The 18,148-nt window shown below is 51.1% G+C and carries 17 protein-coding genes; 1 reads left to right on the plus strand and 16 read right to left on the minus strand.

The window, feature by feature from the left end:
* Positions 1–67: 67 nt before the first annotated feature.
* The 11 genes from ybeD to leuS form a co-directional block, all read right to left on the minus strand.
* Entirely contained in the window at positions 68–334 is a 267-nt protein-coding gene (gene ybeD / locus EZV61_RS11735; RefSeq protein WP_240695203.1) for a DUF493 family protein YbeD, read from the minus strand.
* 209 nt (positions 335–543) lie between these two features.
* Positions 544–1,728 (minus strand): serine hydrolase, encoded by a 1,185-nt coding sequence (locus EZV61_RS11740; RefSeq protein WP_131415797.1) that lies wholly within the window; start codon positions 1,726–1,728, stop codon positions 544–546.
* A 90-nt stretch (positions 1,729–1,818) separates the two neighbouring features.
* Positions 1,819–2,619 (minus strand): septal ring lytic transglycosylase RlpA family protein, encoded by an 801-nt coding sequence (locus tag EZV61_RS11745; RefSeq protein WP_240695198.1) that lies wholly within the window; start codon positions 2,617–2,619, stop codon positions 1,819–1,821.
* A 1-nt stretch (position 2,620) separates the two neighbouring features.
* Positions 2,621–3,589, minus strand: a complete 969-nt coding sequence (gene mltB / locus EZV61_RS11750; protein ID WP_131415801.1) for a lytic murein transglycosylase B — start codon at positions 3,587–3,589, stop codon at positions 2,621–2,623.
* A 14-nt stretch (positions 3,590–3,603) separates the two neighbouring features.
* Positions 3,604–4,731, minus strand: a complete 1,128-nt coding sequence (rodA, locus tag EZV61_RS11755) for a rod shape-determining protein RodA (RefSeq protein ID WP_114338938.1) — start codon at positions 4,729–4,731, stop codon at positions 3,604–3,606.
* A 2-nt stretch (positions 4,732–4,733) separates the two neighbouring features.
* Positions 4,734–6,617: a penicillin-binding protein 2 gene (gene mrdA / locus EZV61_RS11760; protein ID WP_131415803.1), complete on the minus strand. Its 1,884-nt coding sequence runs from the start codon at positions 6,615–6,617 to the stop codon at positions 4,734–4,736.
* 6 nt (positions 6,618–6,623) lie between these two features.
* Positions 6,624–7,094: a 23S rRNA (pseudouridine(1915)-N(3))-methyltransferase RlmH gene (gene rlmH / locus EZV61_RS11765; protein ID WP_114338940.1), complete on the minus strand. Its 471-nt coding sequence runs from the start codon at positions 7,092–7,094 to the stop codon at positions 6,624–6,626.
* On the minus strand, positions 7,091–7,420 hold the full coding sequence (rsfS, locus tag EZV61_RS11770) for a ribosome silencing factor (RefSeq protein WP_130567281.1): 330 nt from the start codon (positions 7,418–7,420) through the stop codon (positions 7,091–7,093). Before rsfS ends, rlmH begins: the two co-directional genes overlap by 4 nt.
* A 310-nt stretch (positions 7,421–7,730) precedes the next feature.
* On the minus strand, positions 7,731–8,771 hold the full coding sequence (gene holA, locus EZV61_RS11775; protein WP_131415805.1) for a DNA polymerase III subunit delta: 1,041 nt from the start codon (positions 8,769–8,771) through the stop codon (positions 7,731–7,733).
* 9 nt (positions 8,772–8,780) lie between these two features.
* Positions 8,781–9,275 carry an LPS-assembly lipoprotein LptE gene (locus EZV61_RS11780; RefSeq protein WP_114338943.1) on the minus strand — a complete coding sequence of 165 codons (495 nt, stop codon included), beginning with the start codon at positions 9,273–9,275 and terminating at the stop codon, positions 8,781–8,783.
* A gap of 147 nt (positions 9,276–9,422) precedes the next feature.
* Positions 9,423–12,008, minus strand: a complete 2,586-nt coding sequence (gene leuS, locus EZV61_RS11785) for a leucine--tRNA ligase (protein ID WP_130567284.1) — start codon at positions 12,006–12,008, stop codon at positions 9,423–9,425.
* A 135-nt stretch (positions 12,009–12,143) separates the two neighbouring features.
* Here leuS and EZV61_RS11790 point away from each other — a divergent pair, with 135 nt between their 5' ends.
* Entirely contained in the window at positions 12,144–12,647 is a 504-nt protein-coding gene (locus tag EZV61_RS11790; protein ID WP_114338945.1) for a zinc ribbon-containing protein, read from the plus strand.
* On the opposite strand, the gene lnt is transcribed toward EZV61_RS11790, so the two are convergent.
* Genes lnt through miaB form a run of 5 tightly spaced genes read right to left on the minus strand, consistent with a single transcriptional unit; the run spans position 12,622 to position 18,072 of the window.
* Entirely contained in the window at positions 12,622–14,193 is a 1,572-nt protein-coding gene (gene lnt / locus EZV61_RS11795; RefSeq protein WP_240695199.1) for an apolipoprotein N-acyltransferase, read from the minus strand. The genes EZV61_RS11790 and lnt overlap by 26 nt on opposite strands.
* A gap of 1 nt (position 14,194) precedes the next feature.
* Positions 14,195–15,076: a CNNM family magnesium/cobalt transport protein CorC gene (gene corC, locus EZV61_RS11800; protein WP_114338947.1), complete on the minus strand. Its 882-nt coding sequence runs from the start codon at positions 15,074–15,076 to the stop codon at positions 14,195–14,197.
* 33 nt (positions 15,077–15,109) lie between these two features.
* On the minus strand, positions 15,110–15,571 hold the full coding sequence (ybeY, locus tag EZV61_RS11805; protein ID WP_114338948.1) for an rRNA maturation RNase YbeY: 462 nt from the start codon (positions 15,569–15,571) through the stop codon (positions 15,110–15,112).
* Positions 15,568–16,605: a PhoH family protein gene (locus EZV61_RS11810; RefSeq protein WP_407642950.1), complete on the minus strand. Its 1,038-nt coding sequence runs from the start codon at positions 16,603–16,605 to the stop codon at positions 15,568–15,570. Before EZV61_RS11810 ends, ybeY begins: the two co-directional genes overlap by 4 nt.
* Positions 16,606–16,644: 39 nt before the next feature.
* Positions 16,645–18,072 (minus strand): tRNA (N6-isopentenyl adenosine(37)-C2)-methylthiotransferase MiaB, encoded by a 1,428-nt coding sequence (gene miaB / locus EZV61_RS11815; RefSeq protein WP_114338949.1) that lies wholly within the window; start codon positions 18,070–18,072, stop codon positions 16,645–16,647.
* Positions 18,073–18,148 lie beyond the last annotated feature (76 nt).

The following is an 18,148-nucleotide window of genomic DNA, read 5'->3' on the forward strand; positions in this document are numbered from 1 at the left end:
GCCTGCGTTGAACTGCAGGCATTATACTGGCTGGAGGGGCAAATACCAGCCAGCAAACGTAGGGGTATTAGAGGACGTGCTTAACGCCTTCGATCTCACCGAGTGCTCTATATAATGCTTCGATATGGGTTTGGCTGGTGACCGTGACGCGGATAGAAACCGCGTGATAGTTGCCTTTGCTGCTAGGGCGAACCGTTGTGGTGTAATCACCGGGGGCATGTTTCTGTACCGCACTAACAACGCGCTCTGGCAATTTCGGATCCGCTAACCCCATTACTTTGAATGGAAAAACTGAAGGAAACTCGACCAGTTCATCAAAATTGACTTTCATTATCGCTCGCACCCCGTATCTGCTGCTCGGAACAGGTTTTCTAAGGGCGGCTATATTAGTGGTTAGCAATTGCGCAATCAAGTTTTGTGACTAAGATCGCCATCTTGCTTTGGGGTGCTGTCTTGCTGATGATGGCGTCGCGGCGGCCGTTGTAGCCGCTAAGGCCACAAAAAAGCCACCGTTAACGGTGGCTTAGTTGGTTTTAAAACGGGTTATTCAAACCAGCTCATCACTAACTGTGTTAGGTAGTCGACGAGTTTGCTGAACCATCCGCCTTCTTCAATATCCTGCAGGGCAACGAGGGGGTATTCAGCAACTACTTTGCCATCTAGGCTAAATTGAATGCTGCCGACCTGTTCGCCTTTGCTGAGTGGTGCTTCTAGTGGGCGTTCTAAACCGAAATCAGCGCTGAGCTTATCAGCCTGGCCGCGGGGAATGGTAACTACGACATCATCCAATACACCCAACTCGACGTTTTCTTGGCTACCGTACCAGATACGTTGATTGACGATCGCGTCTCCCGCTTTTTTCGCGGTGACAGTTTCAAAGAAACGGAAACCATAATTCAGCAGCTTTTTGCTTTCTGCTTTACGGGCTTGCTCGCTGTTTGTACCCATTACGACCGAGATCAAGCGCATACCATCTTTGGTACCCGAGGTGACAAGGCTGTATCCCGCTTTCGAGGTGTGGCCAGTTTTAATGCCGTCCACATTCATGCTTTTATCCCACAGCAGGGAGTTGCGGTTGTACTGCTTGATGCCGTTGTAGGTGAACTCTTTCTCGGCGTAGATCGCGTACTCTTCTGGTACATCGCGGATCAAGGCTTGCGCCAGGGTCGCCATGTCCCGTGCGGTAGTGTAGTGATCTTCATGGTGCAGGCCATGACTGTTCATAAAATGGCTGCTACCCATACCGAGTTGTTCAGCATAAGAGTTCATCAGTCCGGCGAAGGCGTCTTCGGAGCCGGCAATGTGCTCTGACATAGCGACACACGCATCGTTACCTGATTGGATGATGATACCGCGATTAAGATCCGAGACTTTGACGTAGGTGTTAACCTCGATAAACATCTTTGATGAATCGGGGAAGTTCTTCGCCCAAGCATTTTCACTGATCAGTACTTTATCGTCTGGCGAGATATTGCCGCTGGCGATCTCACGGCCGATGATATAACTGGTCATCATCTTGGTCAGGCTGGCGGGCGCTAAGATCTCATCTGCGTTACTTTCAACTAACACTGCGCCTGAATGGTAATCCATCAACAGGTAGCCTTTGGCTGCAACATCTGGCGCTTTAGGCACAACCGCAGGTGCCGCGTTCGCGACAGAAAAAAGACCCACAGTAACTAATGTGGCGGAAATAAGCAGACGAGAGGAGAGTTTTTTGATTTTTCCCATGATGACGACTTGTGTTGTTAATCCTTGTTCGGGGGATACCCCATGAATGTTGGCTACTATATCAGAAAGTTAACTCAAATCTGAGATAACTCACTCGTTTGGCCGAATAAGAAAGGCATTAGGAAATGCCTCCGCTCTTAATTTTGCCAGTAGCGCTTCTGCTTGCTGAACATTGTTTAGTGGTCCGAGACGTAATTTATGTAGACCATCTTTTTCTAGGGTCAGGCTACCAACGTTAAACTGGTCTGACAGTTGGCTGGCTAATTGGTTCGCTTTGCCTTCGTTGCCAGTGACCAACACTTGCACAAAGTAGGGCTCGATTGGATCTGGGTTGACTGGCTCTGAGCTATCTTCAGTGAGCGTTATAGCTTCAATTTTCACCTGCGCAGTGCCTGATTTGAGCATGTCTAACTTGTAGGCCGCGGCATACGAGAGATCAATGATACGGCCACCGTGGAACGGGCCACGATCGTTAACCCGTACGATCACCTGCCGCTCATTTTTCAGATTCGTTACGCGGACATAAGTCGGTAGTGGTAACGATTTATGGGCGGCACTGAGGCTGTACATGTCATAAATTTCACCGTTGGAGGTCAAGTGACCGTGAAACTTAGCGCCGTACCAAGAAGCTTCGCCTTCAGCGCTAAAGCCATCAGCGCTGTCCATCACCTGATATTGTTTGCCACGCACGGTATATTTTTTCATATTGCCCTGGCGGCTCTTCGGCTCATAACGCGGCACAGGGTCGCTGATGGCATCCAGATCCGGCGGTGAGCTGGGCGTGTGATCGTTGGCTATTTGATAACGTTGGCCGCTGCTACTGCCACATCCAGGCAGTAGCAGGCTACTAAGTACTAAGACGATGGCACCATGCCATGTTTTTAGTTTCACCTTATTTGGCCTTTGCTTTTGCGATCTCTTGGCTGAGTTGATAAACGGCCATGGCGTACAAGGGGCTATGGTTATAGCGCGTGATGACATAGAAGTTATGTAACGCGATCCAATACTCGTGACCCTCTTCCAACTCAAACTTTAACAATTTGACCGGCGCAGGAAGTGTGGTTTTTGGCAGTTCGACTCCGTGACTAGCCAATTCTGCGGGTTGATGCCTGGGCTTTAGCGCCTTTTCTAGCAACGCTTGATACTTTTCTCCAGACACACTGGTGGCATAGGTGACGGCCTCGCCAGATTTCCAGCCATGCTCTGAAAAATAGTTGGCGACACTGCCGATAGCATCGGTGGTGTTGTTGAACAGATCGCGCTTGCCGTCACCATCAAAGTCGATCGCGTAATGGCGGTAGCTTGAGCTGATGAACTGACCTAAGCCCATGGCGCCAGCATAGGAGCCCATTGGTTGGGTGATCTCCCAGCCCTCTTCGCGGCTTAAGATCAGGAACTGTTCTAGTTCACTGCGAAAGAATTTGGCGCGTTTGGGATAGTAGAATCCCAGGGTGTAGAGTGCATCGAGAACGGGGTAAACGCCTTTGTGCTTACCATAAAATGTTTCGACCCCAATAATGGCGACAATGATCTCGGCTGGCACCCCGAACTCTTTTTCGGCTTTTTCCAGTGCTGCCTGATTCTCTTGCCAGAACTCAACGCCTTGGTCGATACGTGTTTGTTTAATAAAGATTGGACGGTATTGATACCAAGGTTTTGCTTCCCAGGGGCGAGCGATGGCATCGAGGATCTTTTGATTTTTACTGGCACCCGCTAATGCGTTTTCGATATAGCCAGCTTCAAACTGGTGTTTGCTAACCATTCGCTGGGTAAATTCTTCGAACTGAGTGTCGGCAGCAGCAACGGGTAAGCTTAAAAAAAAGCCGCCAACAAGGGAACAAAACGATCGGTATAGGGACAAAATGACAACTCCGGTCAAGTGGCAATAAGGCGCCGATGTGTATGAATAGCCATCAGAATGCCAAATCCTGCCATCAGAGTCACCATTGATGTGCCACCGTAACTCACTAAAGGCAGTGGTACACCCACCACAGGGAGCAATCCTGACACCATACCAATGTTTACAAACACATAAACGAAGAAGGTTAGGACAATACTCCCCGCCAGCAATCGGCTAAATGCCTGTTGCGCTTGAGAGGCGATCATCAGGCCACGAATAATTATAAATAGATAGATAGCTAATAGCGCCAGTACACCCATGAGGCCAAACTCTTCGCTGAAAACAGCAAAAATAAAGTCGGTGTGACGCTCAGGTAAAAACTCCAACTGTGATTGCGTACCATGACACCAGCCCTTGCCCCATAAACCGCCGGAGCCGATGGCGATCTTAGATTGAATGATGTGGTAGCCACTGCCTAAAGGATCGCTTTCCGGGTTGAGGAAAGTGAGTACCCGTTGGCGCTGGTAGTTATGCATGAGAAAGAACCAGAGCACGGGCACGAAAGCACCGATAGCGGCAAAAAAGAAGCTGATCAAGCGCCAGCTGGCACCGGCCAAAAATAGTACGAATATCCCTGAAGCGGCGATCAGTAGCGAGGTGCCCAGATCGGGTTGTTTGGCAATAAGCAGCGTGGGAAGAAGCACTAGCACGGCACCGACAGTGAGATCGCGCTTACGTGGCGGCAGTGGTTGCCTGGAGATAAACCAAGCGACCATTAATGGTACCGCCAGTTTCATGATCTCAGATGGCTGAAATTTCATCACCCCCAGGTCAAGCCAGCGCTGTGCGCCTTTGCCTACATGGCCAAAAACTAATACGGCGACTAATAGCCCTATACCGCAAGTGAAGGCGGGCAGAGCCCAACGCTGGTAACTCAAGGGGTTAATCTGCGCGACAATAAACATCACGACTAATCCAATACCTAGGCGGGTGACTTGGCGTATCACCAAGGCTTTTTCCTGTCCCCCGGCACTGTAAATAACCAGTAGACCTATGGCCATCAATAGCATGAGGCCAATTAAAAGCGGCATATCAATATGCATACGAAACCATATTGATTGTTTACTTTGGGCTCCCTGGGTTTCGTTAGCGCTGCCTAGCATGGTTATAGCTCCGGCTTAAATTCAGGCAATAGGGAGGTGTTGTTCATATAGTAATCCATCAAGCGGCGGGCGATGGGCGCCGCATTTGAGCTACCGCCGCCGGCATTCTCAACGGCGACCGCGACCACAATGCGTGGCTCATTTACCGGTGCAAAGCCCATATACATCGCATTGTCGCGGTGCCTTTCATCGATTTTCTCGGCGTCATACTCAGCATCATCGGCGATCCCGATCACCTGTGCCGTACCGGTTTTACCTGCCGACTGGTACCAGGCGTCAGCAAACACTTTAAATGCCGTGCCTTTGATCTTGTGGTTAACGCCATACATGGCATCGATGACGGGCTGCCAATTACTTTCCTGCTTCAAAACCAAGGGGGGCTGCTCGTCCTTGGGGACGGCCAAGGTGCCGGTTGGTGTTTGGAATGATTTTAAGATCCGAGGGTTATAATGCTTACCCCGATTGGCCAAAATAGTAGTTGCAGAAGCAAGCTGGATTGGCGTCGTGGTCCAATAGCCCTGACCGATACCCACCGAGATAGTGTCACCTAAGTACCACGGTTGGTTGTAACGTGCGCGTTTCCAGCCCCTGGATGGCATGGTGCCGCGATTCTCTTCATGGATATCGATACCACTGTAATCACCGAAGCCGAACTTGGTCATAAAGTCGCTGATCTTATCGACACCGAGCTTATGCGCTAACTCGTAGTAATAGGTATCACAGGACTGACCGATGGCATGTTCCATGTCGACCCAGCCATGCCCCCACTTTTTCCAATCGCGAAAACGTCGATTCACATTCTGCGGCTGGTACCAGCCGGGATCCCAGATGCGGGTGGTTGGGGTGACGATATACTCTTCTAACCCGAGCAGAGCCAAATGGGGCTTAATGGTGGAGGCTGGTGGGTAAGTTCCCTGGGTGGCGCGGTTGATCAGTGGTCGATCTTTCGAGTCCAGCAGCTCACGGTATTCACGGCTGCTGATCCCATGGACAAACAGGTTGGGATCGTAACTCGGGGCGCTGACCATGGCGAGCACGGCACCGTCACGGGCATCCATCACCACGATGGCACCGCGGGAGCCAGCCAATGCCTGGTGTGCCAGTAGCTGTAGATTAATATCGATATTCAGGAACAGATCCTGCCCCGCAACTGGCTCCTGGACGCTCAAGGTGCGTAAGATCCGCCCGCGGTTATTTACTTCCACTTCGCGATAGCCGACCTGACCATGGAGGAAGCGTTCGTAATATTTTTCTATGCCCTGCTTACCAATGTCCCGGGTGGCTTTATAGTTAGCCAGATCGCCTGATTGTTCGATACGTTGCAGGTCTTTACGGTTGATCTTGGCGACGAACCCCAGCACATGCGTGAGCACATCGCCATAAGGGTAATAACGGGTAGGGCGGGCTTCAATATAGACGCCGGGAAAACGATGTTGGTTGACGCTGAATATGGCGACCTGTTGCTCATTCAGTCGAGCTTTGATCGGAATGCGTTTGAAGCGTCGGCTAAAGCGACTACTTTCGAGAAATTTTTCCTGCTCTTCGACCGTGATCGGTAGCAGCTCGGCTAAGCCAGTGACGGTTTGCTTAATATTATCTACCTCTTCAGGGACAATTTCTAAGCTGAACACGGGGCGGTTTTCCGCTAACAGCACACCGTTTTTATCGTAGATAAGGCCGCGATTGGGCGCTATCGGTAGTAGGCGGATACGGTTGTCATTGGAGCGCGTTTTGTAAGTGCTGTATGAGTTGATCTGCAGATGATAAAGATTGGCTATCAGCACGAACAGTAGGACGATAACAGAGAATAACGACACCATGGCTCGGCGAGAGAACAGGCGCCCCTCTGCCACCGCATCATGAATTGCTACCCGTCTTCTCATCATCGATGGTTACTCTCGATGGTAAGGGTGGTTGGCTGTTACGCTCCAGGCGCGATATAGCGCTTCCGCGAGCACAATGCGAACCATGGGGTGGGGGAGAGTCAGTGCGGACAATGACCAGCGCTGTTCCGATGCGGCGATGCAGGCGGGAGCTAAGCCTTCCGGCCCGCCAACCAGTAGACTGACATCACGACCATCCAGCTTCCAGCGGTCTAACTGCTGTGCCAGTTGCGGCGTTGTCCAATCTTTGCCAGTCACCTCAAGGGTGACGATACGGTTACCTTTGCCGACAGCGGCAAGCATTTGCTCCCCTTCACGTTCGAGGATCCGAGCAATGTCGGCGTTTTTGCCACGCTTACCTGCCGGTACTTCGATCAGTTCGAATGCCATCTCGCGGGGAAAACGACGGGCGTATTCGTTAAAGCCCTGTTCTACCCAACCTGGCATTCGGCTACCGACGGCGACCAACTGCAGCTTCATTCGCCGTTACGGCCCCAAAGCTTTTCCAGTTGATAGAAATCGCGGGCTTTTTCCTGCATCACGTGCAGCACTAATTCACCCAGATCCACTAAAACCCATTCGCCTTCACTTTGTCCTTCGACGCCTAGCGGTTTCATACCGGCATGTTTGGCTTCGGTCGCCACATTTTCAGCAATCGACTGAACGTGACGTTTAGAGTTACCAGAAGCGATGATCATGGTGTCAGTGATAGTGCTCAGGCCTTTAACATCAAGGACCAGAACGTCGCGTCCTTTCATATCATCAATTTTGTCTAATACAAATTTTGTTAGTTCTTCAGCTTGCAAAGTCAGTTTCTCGTCGAGGTTTTGGCAAAATAATCGCTGATCATACCATGAGCAGGTGGCTAGATAGAATCTTCACGCGAGATATAAGTTGATGTCGTTCACTGGCGGCGATAATGGCCGGTGGTATCCGGCACCGAGTACTTTAGTCTGCTTTGGTTGTTCGCCCATATCACCGGATGGTAAGGCGGTTAAGTTCTGGGGTGAGCGGCGGATGTGTGGGGCGTCGTTTGGGGCTTGCCAGCGAGGCTAAAGGGTAAAACGGTAATCAAGCAAACCCGTTGTCATCACTTAATCGCTCCTAGCGTGGCGATCATTGTGCTAATTCGGCATCACTGATAAACAGCGGTTCTTGTTGCCATGGTTGACTAAACATCAAGCAAAGGTGGGCCAGCCACGTCCAAGGGTGCTGTATGGTTCCGCCTTTGAGCCCCTGGTCGAGCTCAGCGCAGCGATTGACCATCTGCCTTATCTGCTCCGCCGAGAGACGTTTTAGCGCCTGCTGAAACAGCGGCTGACGCTGTTGCCAGATCCCTAAACGCATCATGCCTCGACTATCTCCGGAGGGGAGTTCAGCCACTTTTTGCAGCAATAGCACCTCTTTACTTAGTGCCCAACTAATTATCACGGGCTCCAACCCTTCGCCCTGCAGACTGTCGAGAATCTTCAGACAACGGGGAAGATCATTGGCCAGCAACGCATCACTTAACTGGAATACATTATGTCTGGCGTGATTGCCTAAGCTGACTTGCAGCTGTTCCAGTGAAACTGGGGTATTGCCATAGAGCAGAGCCAGTTTTTGTAGCTCTTGATCGGCCGCTAATAGGTTGCCTTCGCACTGCTCCATTAAAAACAGCTTGGCTGCGGGTTGTAAAACCGCTTGGTGGCGCTGACAACGTCCCTCTAGCCAGCGTTGCAGTTGCTGCCCACTGAGTGGGTTGACGGTAATGCTGAGAGCCGCGCTTTGTAGTGCCTGGCACCATTTGGCTTTCTGTTTATCTTTGGCCAGTCTGGGGCCATGAACAATCAGGATCTGATCAGGCGTTGGTTGCGATACATACTGTTGTAGCCATTGCCCGCCATCACGCCCCGGTGCCGCAGTAGGCAGTTCTAACTCTATCAGTTCACCCTGTGAGAACAGAGACATTGTCGCCCCGGCGGCGTTGAGCTGTTGCCAATCAAAGCCATTGCCAGCAACGAAGCGTTGGCCATTATCAAAACCGAGTTTGGCGGCGGCTTTCCGGATCTCTGCGATCGCCTCATGCTTTTGCAATGGCTCATCGCCAAAGATCATGTAGATTGGCTGCAGCCTCTGCGCTAGCTTGGCTTGGAGTTGTTCCGGGTAGCATTGCATCAGCAGCTGCTATCGACTGTGGCTGGAGGAGATAATACGCAAAATACGATCGGCAGCTTCCGCTCGCATCTCACTGACCAGTAGCCGTTTCTCTTTCTCTTTTGCCAAGGCCCGGTTAGGGTCATCTTGATACTGGCGAACCACTTCTATGTTGTGTTGTACAGGATCTTTATTGGGCTCAATCAGGTCGAATTCAAAGCCGTATATCAACTGATATTCAGCGACCTGACCATCAGAAAACAGTGAGAGGTTACGTTCATTCAGATGATCGCGTTTCAGCAACAATATCGGGTGTTCCTGACTTGGATCTTTAAGTATTTCAACACTGTTTACCTTGAGTCTATCTTCGACCAAGCGGGTAAGCTCAGCGTATTCGTCCCAGCTGGCGATATGTACTTGTGTCATATTGGCGGGGATATCATAGCTTCCGCGCAGCCGGAACCCGCAGCCAGTGGATACTAGCGTGATGGTGACGCAGAGTAGCAATGTCAGAATTCGATTCATAGGGATAGCTTTGGGCTTTGTTTGATTACAGTAAATGGTAACCCGACACGCTTTGCAACTGTCGGCGGTTTAAAGTGAGAGAGCAGTACCTATGCAGGTGCTGCTCTCTATGGTCACTTGGCCTGCTATGACCTTGTATGCCTTAGCTTAGTTGGCAACAATGTTAAGCAATTTACCTGGCACATAAATCACTTTACGCAGGGTTTTACCGTCGGTGAACTTAGTGACATTCTCTTCACCCATAGCAATGGCCTGTACTGCGTCCTGATCGGCGTCTGCTGCAACGGTAATACGGGCTCGTAGTTTGCCGTTCACTTGCACGATAATCAGCTTGCTATCTTCTACCAAGGCGTTGGCATCAGCCTTCGGCCACTCGGCATCAACCACATCACCTTCATGGCCTAACTGAGTCCAAAGAACATGACTGGCGTGAGGGGTGATCGGGGCTAGCATCAAGGTCACCGCGGACAGTGCTTCTTGCATCAGGGCTTTGTCCTGATCGCTCTCTAGCGGTGCTTTGGTCAGCTTGTTCATCAACTCCATGATGGCAGCGATAGCCGTGTTGAAGGTTTGACGACGGCCAAGATCATCACCGACTTTGTCGATGGTTTTGTGTAGATCACGGCGCAGATCTTTTTGTGCGTCATTCAACGCTGCGACATCTAACTGCGGTGCTGAGCCATTACTCGTGTGAGTATGTGCCAACTTCCAGAAGCGCTTGAGGAAGCGCATTGAGCCTTCAACACCGGACTCTTGCCACTCCAATGTCAGTTCAGGTGGCGCAGCAAACATCATGAATAGGCGCACGGTGTCGGCGCCATAACGTTCAACCATTAAGCCGGGGTCGATACCGTTATTTTTTGATTTTGACATTTTGCTCATGCCAGCATAAATCAGCTCGCGACCGGTTTCCCGTTCGGCGGCAGCGACAATACGGCCTTTCTCATCGCGCTTAATGTCGACATCCACAGGGCTGACCCAGTTTTGCCCGCCACGCTCATCTTCGTAATAGAAGGCGTCGGCTAATACCATGCCTTGGCAGAGTAAGCGCTTGAACGGCTCGTCACTGTCGACCAGACCCTCATCACGCAGCAGCTTGTGCATGAAACGGGCATACAGCAGGTGCATACAGGCGTGTTCGATACCACCGATATATTGGTCAACTGGCAACCAGTAATTCGCTTTGGCCGGATCCAGCATTGCGTCATCTGTGTGTGGTGAGCAATAGCGGGCGTAATACCAGCTCGATTCCATAAAGGTATCGAAAGTATCGGTTTCCCGGGTGGCTGGTTGACCTTGGTATTCAGTTTGTGACCAGCTGAGGTCGGCTTTGATTGGGCTTTTTACCCCATCCATCACCACATCTTCTGGCAACACAACCGGAAGGCTGTCGGCCGGAGCTGGCACTGTGTCGCCCGCTTCGGTGGTCAACATTGGGATTGGCGAGCCCCAGTAGCGCTGACGGGATACGCCCCAATCGCGCAGACGGAAGTTCACCGTCTTTTGGCCTTTGCCTAAGGAGGTTAACTTAGCGGCTATGGCATCCAGTGCCGCTTCAAATTCGAGGCCATCAAATTCACCCGATGCGAACAGTACGCCTTTTTCTGTATAGGCGGCTTCGCTCACGTCTTGGTCGCTGCCATCGGCTGGCTTAATCACCTGCACGATATCTAAGCCATATTTGCTGGCAAACTCGTAATCACGCTGATCATGGGCTGGTACGGCCATCACCGCGCCGGTGCCATAATCCATTAGCACGAAGTTAGCGACCCAAATTGGCACCTGTTTGCCGCTCAACGGATGAATAGCATAAAGGCCGGTTGCCATGCCTTTCTTTTCCATGGTCGCTAAATCTGCTTCAGCCACCTTGGTGTTTTTGCACTCTTCGACAAATGCTGCCAGTTCGGGGTTATTCTTCGCCGCTTGTTCTGCCAGTGGGTGCGCTGCAGCGACACCAACATAGGTTACTCCCATCAGGGTGTCTGGGCGGGTGGTGTAAACAGTGAAGTTCTGTTCGCTGTCGGCAACATTAAAGTCGATCTCGACACCTTCAGAACGGCCGATCCAGTTGCGCTGCATCGTGCGCACCTGATCCGGCCAACCACCCAGCTTCTCGATTTCGTCGAGCAACTCTTGGGCGTAGGCAGTGATTTTAATAAACCATTGCGGGATCTTCTTCTGTTCGACCAAAGCACCTGAACGCCAACCGCGGCCATCTACAACCTGCTCATTGGCTAGTACGGTTTGGTCAACCGGATCCCAGTTGACTGTGGCCATCTTTTTGTAAACCAGGCCTTTCTCATACAAGCGAGTGAAGAACCACTGCTCCCAGCGATAGTATTCAGGACGACAAGTAGCGAATTCACGACTCCAATCGTAACCAAAGCCCAGCTCATTGAGCTGACCTTTCATGTAGTCGATATTTTCGTAAGTCCATTTGGCTGGTGCGGTTTTGTTTTTAACCGCGGCGTTTTCTGCTGGCAGGCCGAACGCATCCCAACCAATGGGTTGCAGTACGTTTTTACCTAACATGCGCTGATAACGCGCGATCACATCACCAATGGTGTAGTTCCTCACATGGCCCATATGTAGGCGGCCACTGGGATAGGGGAACATCGACAGGCAATAGAATTTCTCTTTGCCCGGCTGCTCCGTGACTTCGTAGGTTTTATTTTCTTCCCAGTGAGCACGCACCTGAGGTTCGATTTGTTGCGGATTATATTGTTCTTGCATGCTAATTCGGCGCTGTCTTATGTGGCGTTAAAATTGAGATATCCCCATAGGATACCGCATCAGTGATCAAGCCAACAACAGGCGTTGTGCAGCTGACTATAATGAATTTGAAGATCTGGTGTTCAGGAGCGGACCATGAGTGACGAAAAAGCCCCCCATTCCGGCTATCAAAAGCTAGTTGACGAGTTGAAAGCGCAGATGGAAAAAGCTGAAAAATTCAGTGAAGAGGAGGTCCATGAGTGGGTTGAGAAGGCCACGGCTTACCTGCAAGCCGCGGGAGAGCTGTCGAAAGACGAGTTGCAACTGATGTCGACTTACCTGAAACGGGATTTTGCTACCGCCGCTGAGCGGATGAAGCATCTGCCTGATTCGTGGGGCGAAGGCCCGGCATTGGAATCATTTAAACAAAGTGCCTGGCGATGGATGTTGGAACTCACGGACCGAACGCAACTGGAGTGGTCTGAAGTTGCCGATGATTTAAAACATCAGGGAGTTTACAAAGTCGGGGAATGGATCAGTTTAGGGATCTTGATCTGCCATGATTGCGGCAAGGCTCAGGAGTTTTCGCACCCGGAACAGATTGATGCCTGCCCACATTGCGGGGGCGAAGCGTTTAATCGGCAGCCTTTCGATCCTTAAGTTGCACTAAAGCGACAAGGGCAAAGGTCAGCATGATAACTAGCCAAACAGGCCAATGACCCAATTGGCTAAATGGTGTTACCCCTGTCATCCGTTGTATCGGTAATCTAAGCACGTCTGCGCTAAACATAGGCAGGCGGGCGATCTCTTCACCATACGCGTCTACCGCTGCCGTCACCCCAGTATTGGTGGCTCTGAGTAATGGCCGCCCTAACTCTTTTGCCCGTGCCCGGGCAATCTCCATATGTTGCTGTGGGCCGATGGAGTCGCCAAACCAAGCGTCGTTACTGACAGTAAGGAGAAAGTCAGTTTGTTCATTGACGCTACGGCGTAGTTGCTCGGGGAAGGCTATTTCGTAACAGATCGCAGGGGCGATGGTGTAGCCGTTGGCGATCAGATTGGCTTGCGTATAGTCGCCACGAGAAAACGATGACATCGGAAGATTAAATAGCGGTGCAATTGGTCGCAATAGCTCTCCGAAAGGGACAAACTCACCGATCGGCAGCAGGTGGTGCTTTTGGTAGCGGTTAGCGCTGTGATAGCGATATTCGTAAAGCGGTTTCTGCTGCTTGCCCAAAACAATTAAGGTGTTGTAGAACTGCCTAGTATCAAAGTTGTAGTCGACGATACCTGAGACGACCGTGGTGTCATTGTGCGTTGCGACATAGTTGAGGTTATCCAAGTACTCTTGTGCCATTGGTTCTACCGCTGGCACGGCGGCTTCTGGCCAAATGATCAGGTCAGCTTCATAGTGAGGGCGAGTTAGATCCAAGTACTTCAACATCGTCGGCCACTCTTGATCAGGCTGCCAACGCAGTGATTGTTCTATATTCCCTTGTACCAGAGCGACGTCAACTGGGTCGCCGTTCGGGCTAATAAATTGGATAAACGAAAGGCTAAAGCTGCCACCCAGTGTGCACAGGGCAAGTACCGCCGCAGGCCACTGCCTTTGAGCGACAGTAAGCGCTAATGCGCCGGCAACAATGGTTGTCACTAGTGAGACTCCAGCGACACCGCTGAGAGGGAACCAGGCTGAAAGCAGACCATCTAGCTGGCTGTAACCTAATGCTAACCACGGAAAACCGGTAAGCAGATAGCCGCGGGCAAATTCACCTAGAACCCAGCAAGCGGCGAATAGCAGGATCTGCAAGTAGGGGTTACCGCAGCGGAACTTGCGAGATAACCAACATGCCAGGGCAGGGTAGAGTGATAGGTAAGCAGCCAGTAGCAACATTAAGGTCAGGGATACCGGTAAGGGCAGCCCACCAAACTGATCGATACTGATATGCACCCATGCGATGCCCACGGCAAATAACCCAAGGCCAAAGGCATAGCCCTGTCTGAATGCTTGTTTAGGCGTACTATCGTGCAGACAAAATGCGAGCACCGCCATGGATAACAACGCGGTTGGCCACCAGCTCCATGGGGCAAAGCCCAGCACAGAGAAGGCGCCAGCCGCTGCTAATAACAGTGGCTGGCGTAAGCGTTTTATCCAGCAGTTAAGGCGTGATTTTGAGTCCTTACTGGTGGTGACTGCATCTGCCACGTTAGAGCTCCGCTGCTTCACCACTTTTGGCATGGGTTGGCATGCGGACTTGCAGTTGGCGAATACGTCGTTTATCAGCTTGTACAACCTTAAACTGAATACCGTTGAGCGTGATGGTTTCGCCACGACCAGGCATGTGGCCGAACGCATGACTTAACATTCCGCCGACGGTATCAAACTCGTCATCACTAAATTCGGTGCCGAAATAGTCGTTAAAATCGGCAATTGGCGTCAGCGCCTGAATAGCAAAAACTTTGCGGTTGATTTGGCGAATATCATGCTGATGGTCATCAGCGTCAAATTCATCTTCAATTTCGCCAACAATCAGTTCAAGAATATCTTCAATAGTGACCAGTCCTGACACGCCACCATACTCATCAATGACGATTGCCATATGGTAGCGTTTGGAACGAAACTCTTTCAGTAGAATATCGACACGTTTGCTTTCCGGCACGACCACTGCTTTGCGCAGTATCTTGGTAAAGTCGAACTGTTGATCGGTTTTTTTATAGGTGTAGGCGAGCAGATCTTTGGCGTGAAGAATGCCCTCGACATGATCTTTGTCTTCACCTATTACCGGAAACCGGCTGTGGGCACTGTCGACCACCAATGGCAGCAGCTCTTCTAACGGCTGACATATTTCAATGGTGATCATCTGCGAGCGCGGGATCATGATGTCTCTGACCCTGAGGTCTGATACTTCAAGAACGCCTTCAAGCATTTGACGGCTGTCCTGATTAATCAGGTTCTTTTCCTGAGCATGTTGTATTAACTGCACCAGGTCTTCGCGATTCTGCGGCTCTTCCTTAAATAGTTGGCTGATCTTATCAAGCCATCCTTTCTTGGAAGCGCCGTTACTAGAGTGAGGGTTGTCTTCGCTCATAGCGCCTTTTGTGGTTCCTTTGCCACTATTGAATTAGTTGTCCAATTCTTTGTAGGGATCATCATAGCCGAGCTTAGCAAGGATTTGCGTTTCTAATCCTTCCATTTCATCGGCTTCCTCATCATCAATATGATCAAATCCAAGTAAATGCAAGCATCCGTGCACCACCATATGCGCCCAATGGGCTTCAGCCGCTTTATTTTGTTCCTCAGCCTCCCTGGCGACGACGGCGCAACAGATCACCAAATCACCCAGTAGCGGCAGCTCAATATGCTCAGGAACGTCAAATGGAAACGACAACACATTGGTCGGTTTGTCTTTACCACGATAGTCGTGGTTCAACTGTTGGCTCTCTTCGCTCTCAACTAAACGAATGGTGAGTTCGCTCGGCTCGTTGCGCATGGCTAGTGCTGCATCTACCCATTGCTGAAACTGAGCTGCAGTGGGTAGCTGCGCAGCGTCCGCGGCATATTGCAGCTCTAAGGTGACACTCATTGGCTGTCGGTTCCGCTCAACGCTGCACGTTTGTCGACTTCCAGCTTTTGCTCGAAATCTTCGTATGCCTGCACAATTCGTTGGACAACTGGGTGACGGACGACATCGGCGGCTTGAAACAGGTTAAAGCTGATGCCGTCGATCTCTTTCAATACTTCGATGGCATGGCGTAAGCCGCTTTTTTGCGAGCGCGGCAGGTCGATCTGGGTTATATCCCCGGTGATCACCGCTTTCGAGTTAAAGCCTATTCGGGTCAGGAACATCTTCATCTGTTCCACCGTGGTGTTCTGCGCTTCATCGAGAATGACGAAGGCATCATTGAGCGTACGTCCGCGCATATAAGCGAGAGGGGCTACTTCGATGACATTTCGTTCAATCAGTCGTTCAACCTTTTCAAACCCTAACATCTCAAAAAGTGCGTCATACAGCGGGCGTAGGTAGGGGTCCACTTTCTGGCTCAGGTCGCCGGGTAAGAACCCGAGCTTCTCGCCAGCTTCCACCGCGGGGCGTGTCAGCAAAATACGGCGGACATCCTGACGCTCTAATGCATCCACTGCGGCGGCAACGGCGAGGTAAGTTTTACCGGTACCGGCGGGGCCAATGCCAAAACTGATGTCGTTGAGTAGAATGTTTGCGACATAACTGTTCTGGTTGGGGTTACGAGGCTTGATAACACCGCGTTTGGTTTTGATAAACAGCTCTTTGGCCGGGCTGACCATCTCTTTTGGAGTGATCTGCTCAACAATACGGCTTTCTTGGATCGCTAGATGTACCTGATGGGCATCCAGTTCCGAAAGTTTGCCTTTGACTGTTTGGGTTTCGACGTAGAGCTTTTTCAACAGCTCGCCCGTAGCCACAGCGGTACTCTCGCTGCCAATAACGCGAAAGCTGTTGTCACGGTAGCTGATCTCGACACCGAGGCGACGTTCAATCTGCTTCAAGTTGTCGTCGAAAGGGCCACAAAGGCTAGAGAGGCGCTTATTATCGGCGGGCTCTAATGTTACGTCATGGGTACTAATTTGAGTGCTCAACATCTACCTCCTGACCGGCGCTTAGCGTCGGCCAGTTTGGAATTAGTTAGGGGTGAAGGTCGCAACGCCCAGCTCATCCACGCCATTACCCTGGCGTATGATCTCTGCGGGTGAAACGTCACTACGCAGAGACATTTCTGCTTCAGTGCGGATCAGCTCACCGCGGAGTGAATTGGGCAATACTTCGGTGATCTTGACGTCAACAAATTGCCCGATAGAGGAGTGTGGCCCTTCAAAGTTGACCACACGGTTGTTTTCGGTACGGCCGCGTAACTCCATAGGGTTTTTCCGTGATGGTCCTTCCACCAGAATACGCTGTTCGCTGCCGATCATGCGGCGACCGATCTGTTGTGCTTGTTGCGTGATACGGTTTTGTAACAGATAAAGACGCTGCTTCTTGGTCTCTTCGTCGATATCGTCAATCATATCTGCTGCAGGTGTGCCGGGACGCGCGCTGTAGACAAAGCTGAAGCTTAGATCGTAGCCAACGTCCTGGATCAGGTTCATGGTGGCTTCAAAATCATCAGCGGTTTCGCCGGGGAAGCCGATGATAAAATCTGAGCTCATGCTGATATCTGGGCGGATCTTACGCAGACGTCGGATCTTCGATTTGTATTCCAGTGCGGTGTGCCCACGCTTCATCATGGTCAAAATGCGATCGGAGCCACTTTGAACCGGCAGATGTAGGTGGCTCACCAATTCCGGCAGTTCAGCGTATACGTCAATCAGATCATCGCTAAATTCGACCGGATGAGAGGTGGTATAGCGAATGCGATCAATGCCATCGATGGCGGCAATGTAGCGCAATAGATCGGCGAAATGGCAGATGTCACCCTCATTAGTGTCACCGCGGTAGGCGTTAACGTTTTGCCCTAGCAGGTTGACCTCACGCACACCTTGGTCTGCCAGTTGCGCCACTTCGAACAAGACATCATCCAGTGGTCGGCTGACCTCTTCGCCACGGGTATACGGTACAACACAGAAGGTGCAGTACTTTGAACAGCCTTCCATGATAGAGACAAAAGCCGTTGGACCTTCAGCTCTAGGCTCTGGTAAACGGTCGAATTTTTCAATTTCTGGGAAGCTAACATCGACCACGGGTGCACTGTCATTCTGCACGCTACGGATCATTTCAGGCAGGCGGTGCAAAGTTTGCGGGCCAAACACGATATCTACATAGGGAGCACGTTGGCGCAGCGCGTCACCTTCTTGGGACGCAACACAACCGCCAACACCAATCACCAGGTTGGGGTTTTGCTCTTTTAGTTCGCGCCAGCGGCCAAGTTGATGAAATACCTTTTCTTGAGCCTTTTCCCTGATTGAACAGGTGTTTAGCAGTAGAAGGTCGGCTTCTGCCGGTTCTTCCGTCAGCTGATAACCGCCGATCGAATTGAGTAGGTCTGCCATCTTTGACGAGTCGTACTCGTTCATCTGACAACCCCAAGTTTTGATATGCAGTTTTTTGCTCATGTGCCGCCTAACCTATTACGAAATTGCTTTCCCGAATTCGGGGGCAGGCATTTTACTCTGAATGGGCGGCAGTGGC

Source organism: Corallincola luteus (assembly GCF_004336975.1).
Classification (GTDB): Bacteria; Pseudomonadota; Gammaproteobacteria; order Enterobacterales; family Neiellaceae; genus Corallincola; species Corallincola holothuriorum.

Coding starts and splice junctions, on each gene's coding strand:
- EZV61_RS11740 (WP_131415797.1), bottom strand. CDS start 1,728: ATGGGAAAAATCAAAAAACTCTCCTCTCGTCTGCTTATTTCCGCCACA.
- rodA (WP_114338938.1), bottom strand. CDS start 4,731: ATGCTAGGCAGCGCTAACGAAACCCAGGGAGCCCAAAGTAAACAATCA.
- mrdA (WP_131415803.1), bottom strand. CDS start 6,617: ATGATGAGAAGACGGGTAGCAATTCATGATGCGGTGGCAGAGGGGCGC.
- rlmH (WP_114338940.1), bottom strand. CDS start 7,094: ATGAAGCTGCAGTTGGTCGCCGTCGGTAGCCGAATGCCAGGTTGGGTA.
- holA (WP_131415805.1), bottom strand. CDS start 8,771: ATGCAATGCTACCCGGAACAACTCCAAGCCAAGCTAGCGCAGAGGCTG.
- EZV61_RS11780 (WP_114338943.1), bottom strand. CDS start 9,275: ATGAATCGAATTCTGACATTGCTACTCTGCGTCACCATCACGCTAGTA.
- leuS (WP_130567284.1), bottom strand. CDS start 12,008: ATGCAAGAACAATATAATCCGCAACAAATCGAACCTCAGGTGCGTGCT.
- EZV61_RS11790 (WP_114338945.1), top strand. CDS start 12,144: ATGAGTGACGAAAAAGCCCCCCATTCCGGCTATCAAAAGCTAGTTGAC.
- corC (WP_114338947.1), bottom strand. CDS start 15,076: ATGAGCGAAGACAACCCTCACTCTAGTAACGGCGCTTCCAAGAAAGGA.
- ybeY (WP_114338948.1), bottom strand. CDS start 15,571: ATGAGTGTCACCTTAGAGCTGCAATATGCCGCGGACGCTGCGCAGCTA.
- EZV61_RS11810 (WP_407642950.1), bottom strand. CDS start 16,605: ATGTTGAGCACTCAAATTAGTACCCATGACGTAACATTAGAGCCCGCC.
- miaB (WP_114338949.1), bottom strand. CDS start 18,072: ATGAGCAAAAAACTGCATATCAAAACTTGGGGTTGTCAGATGAACGAG.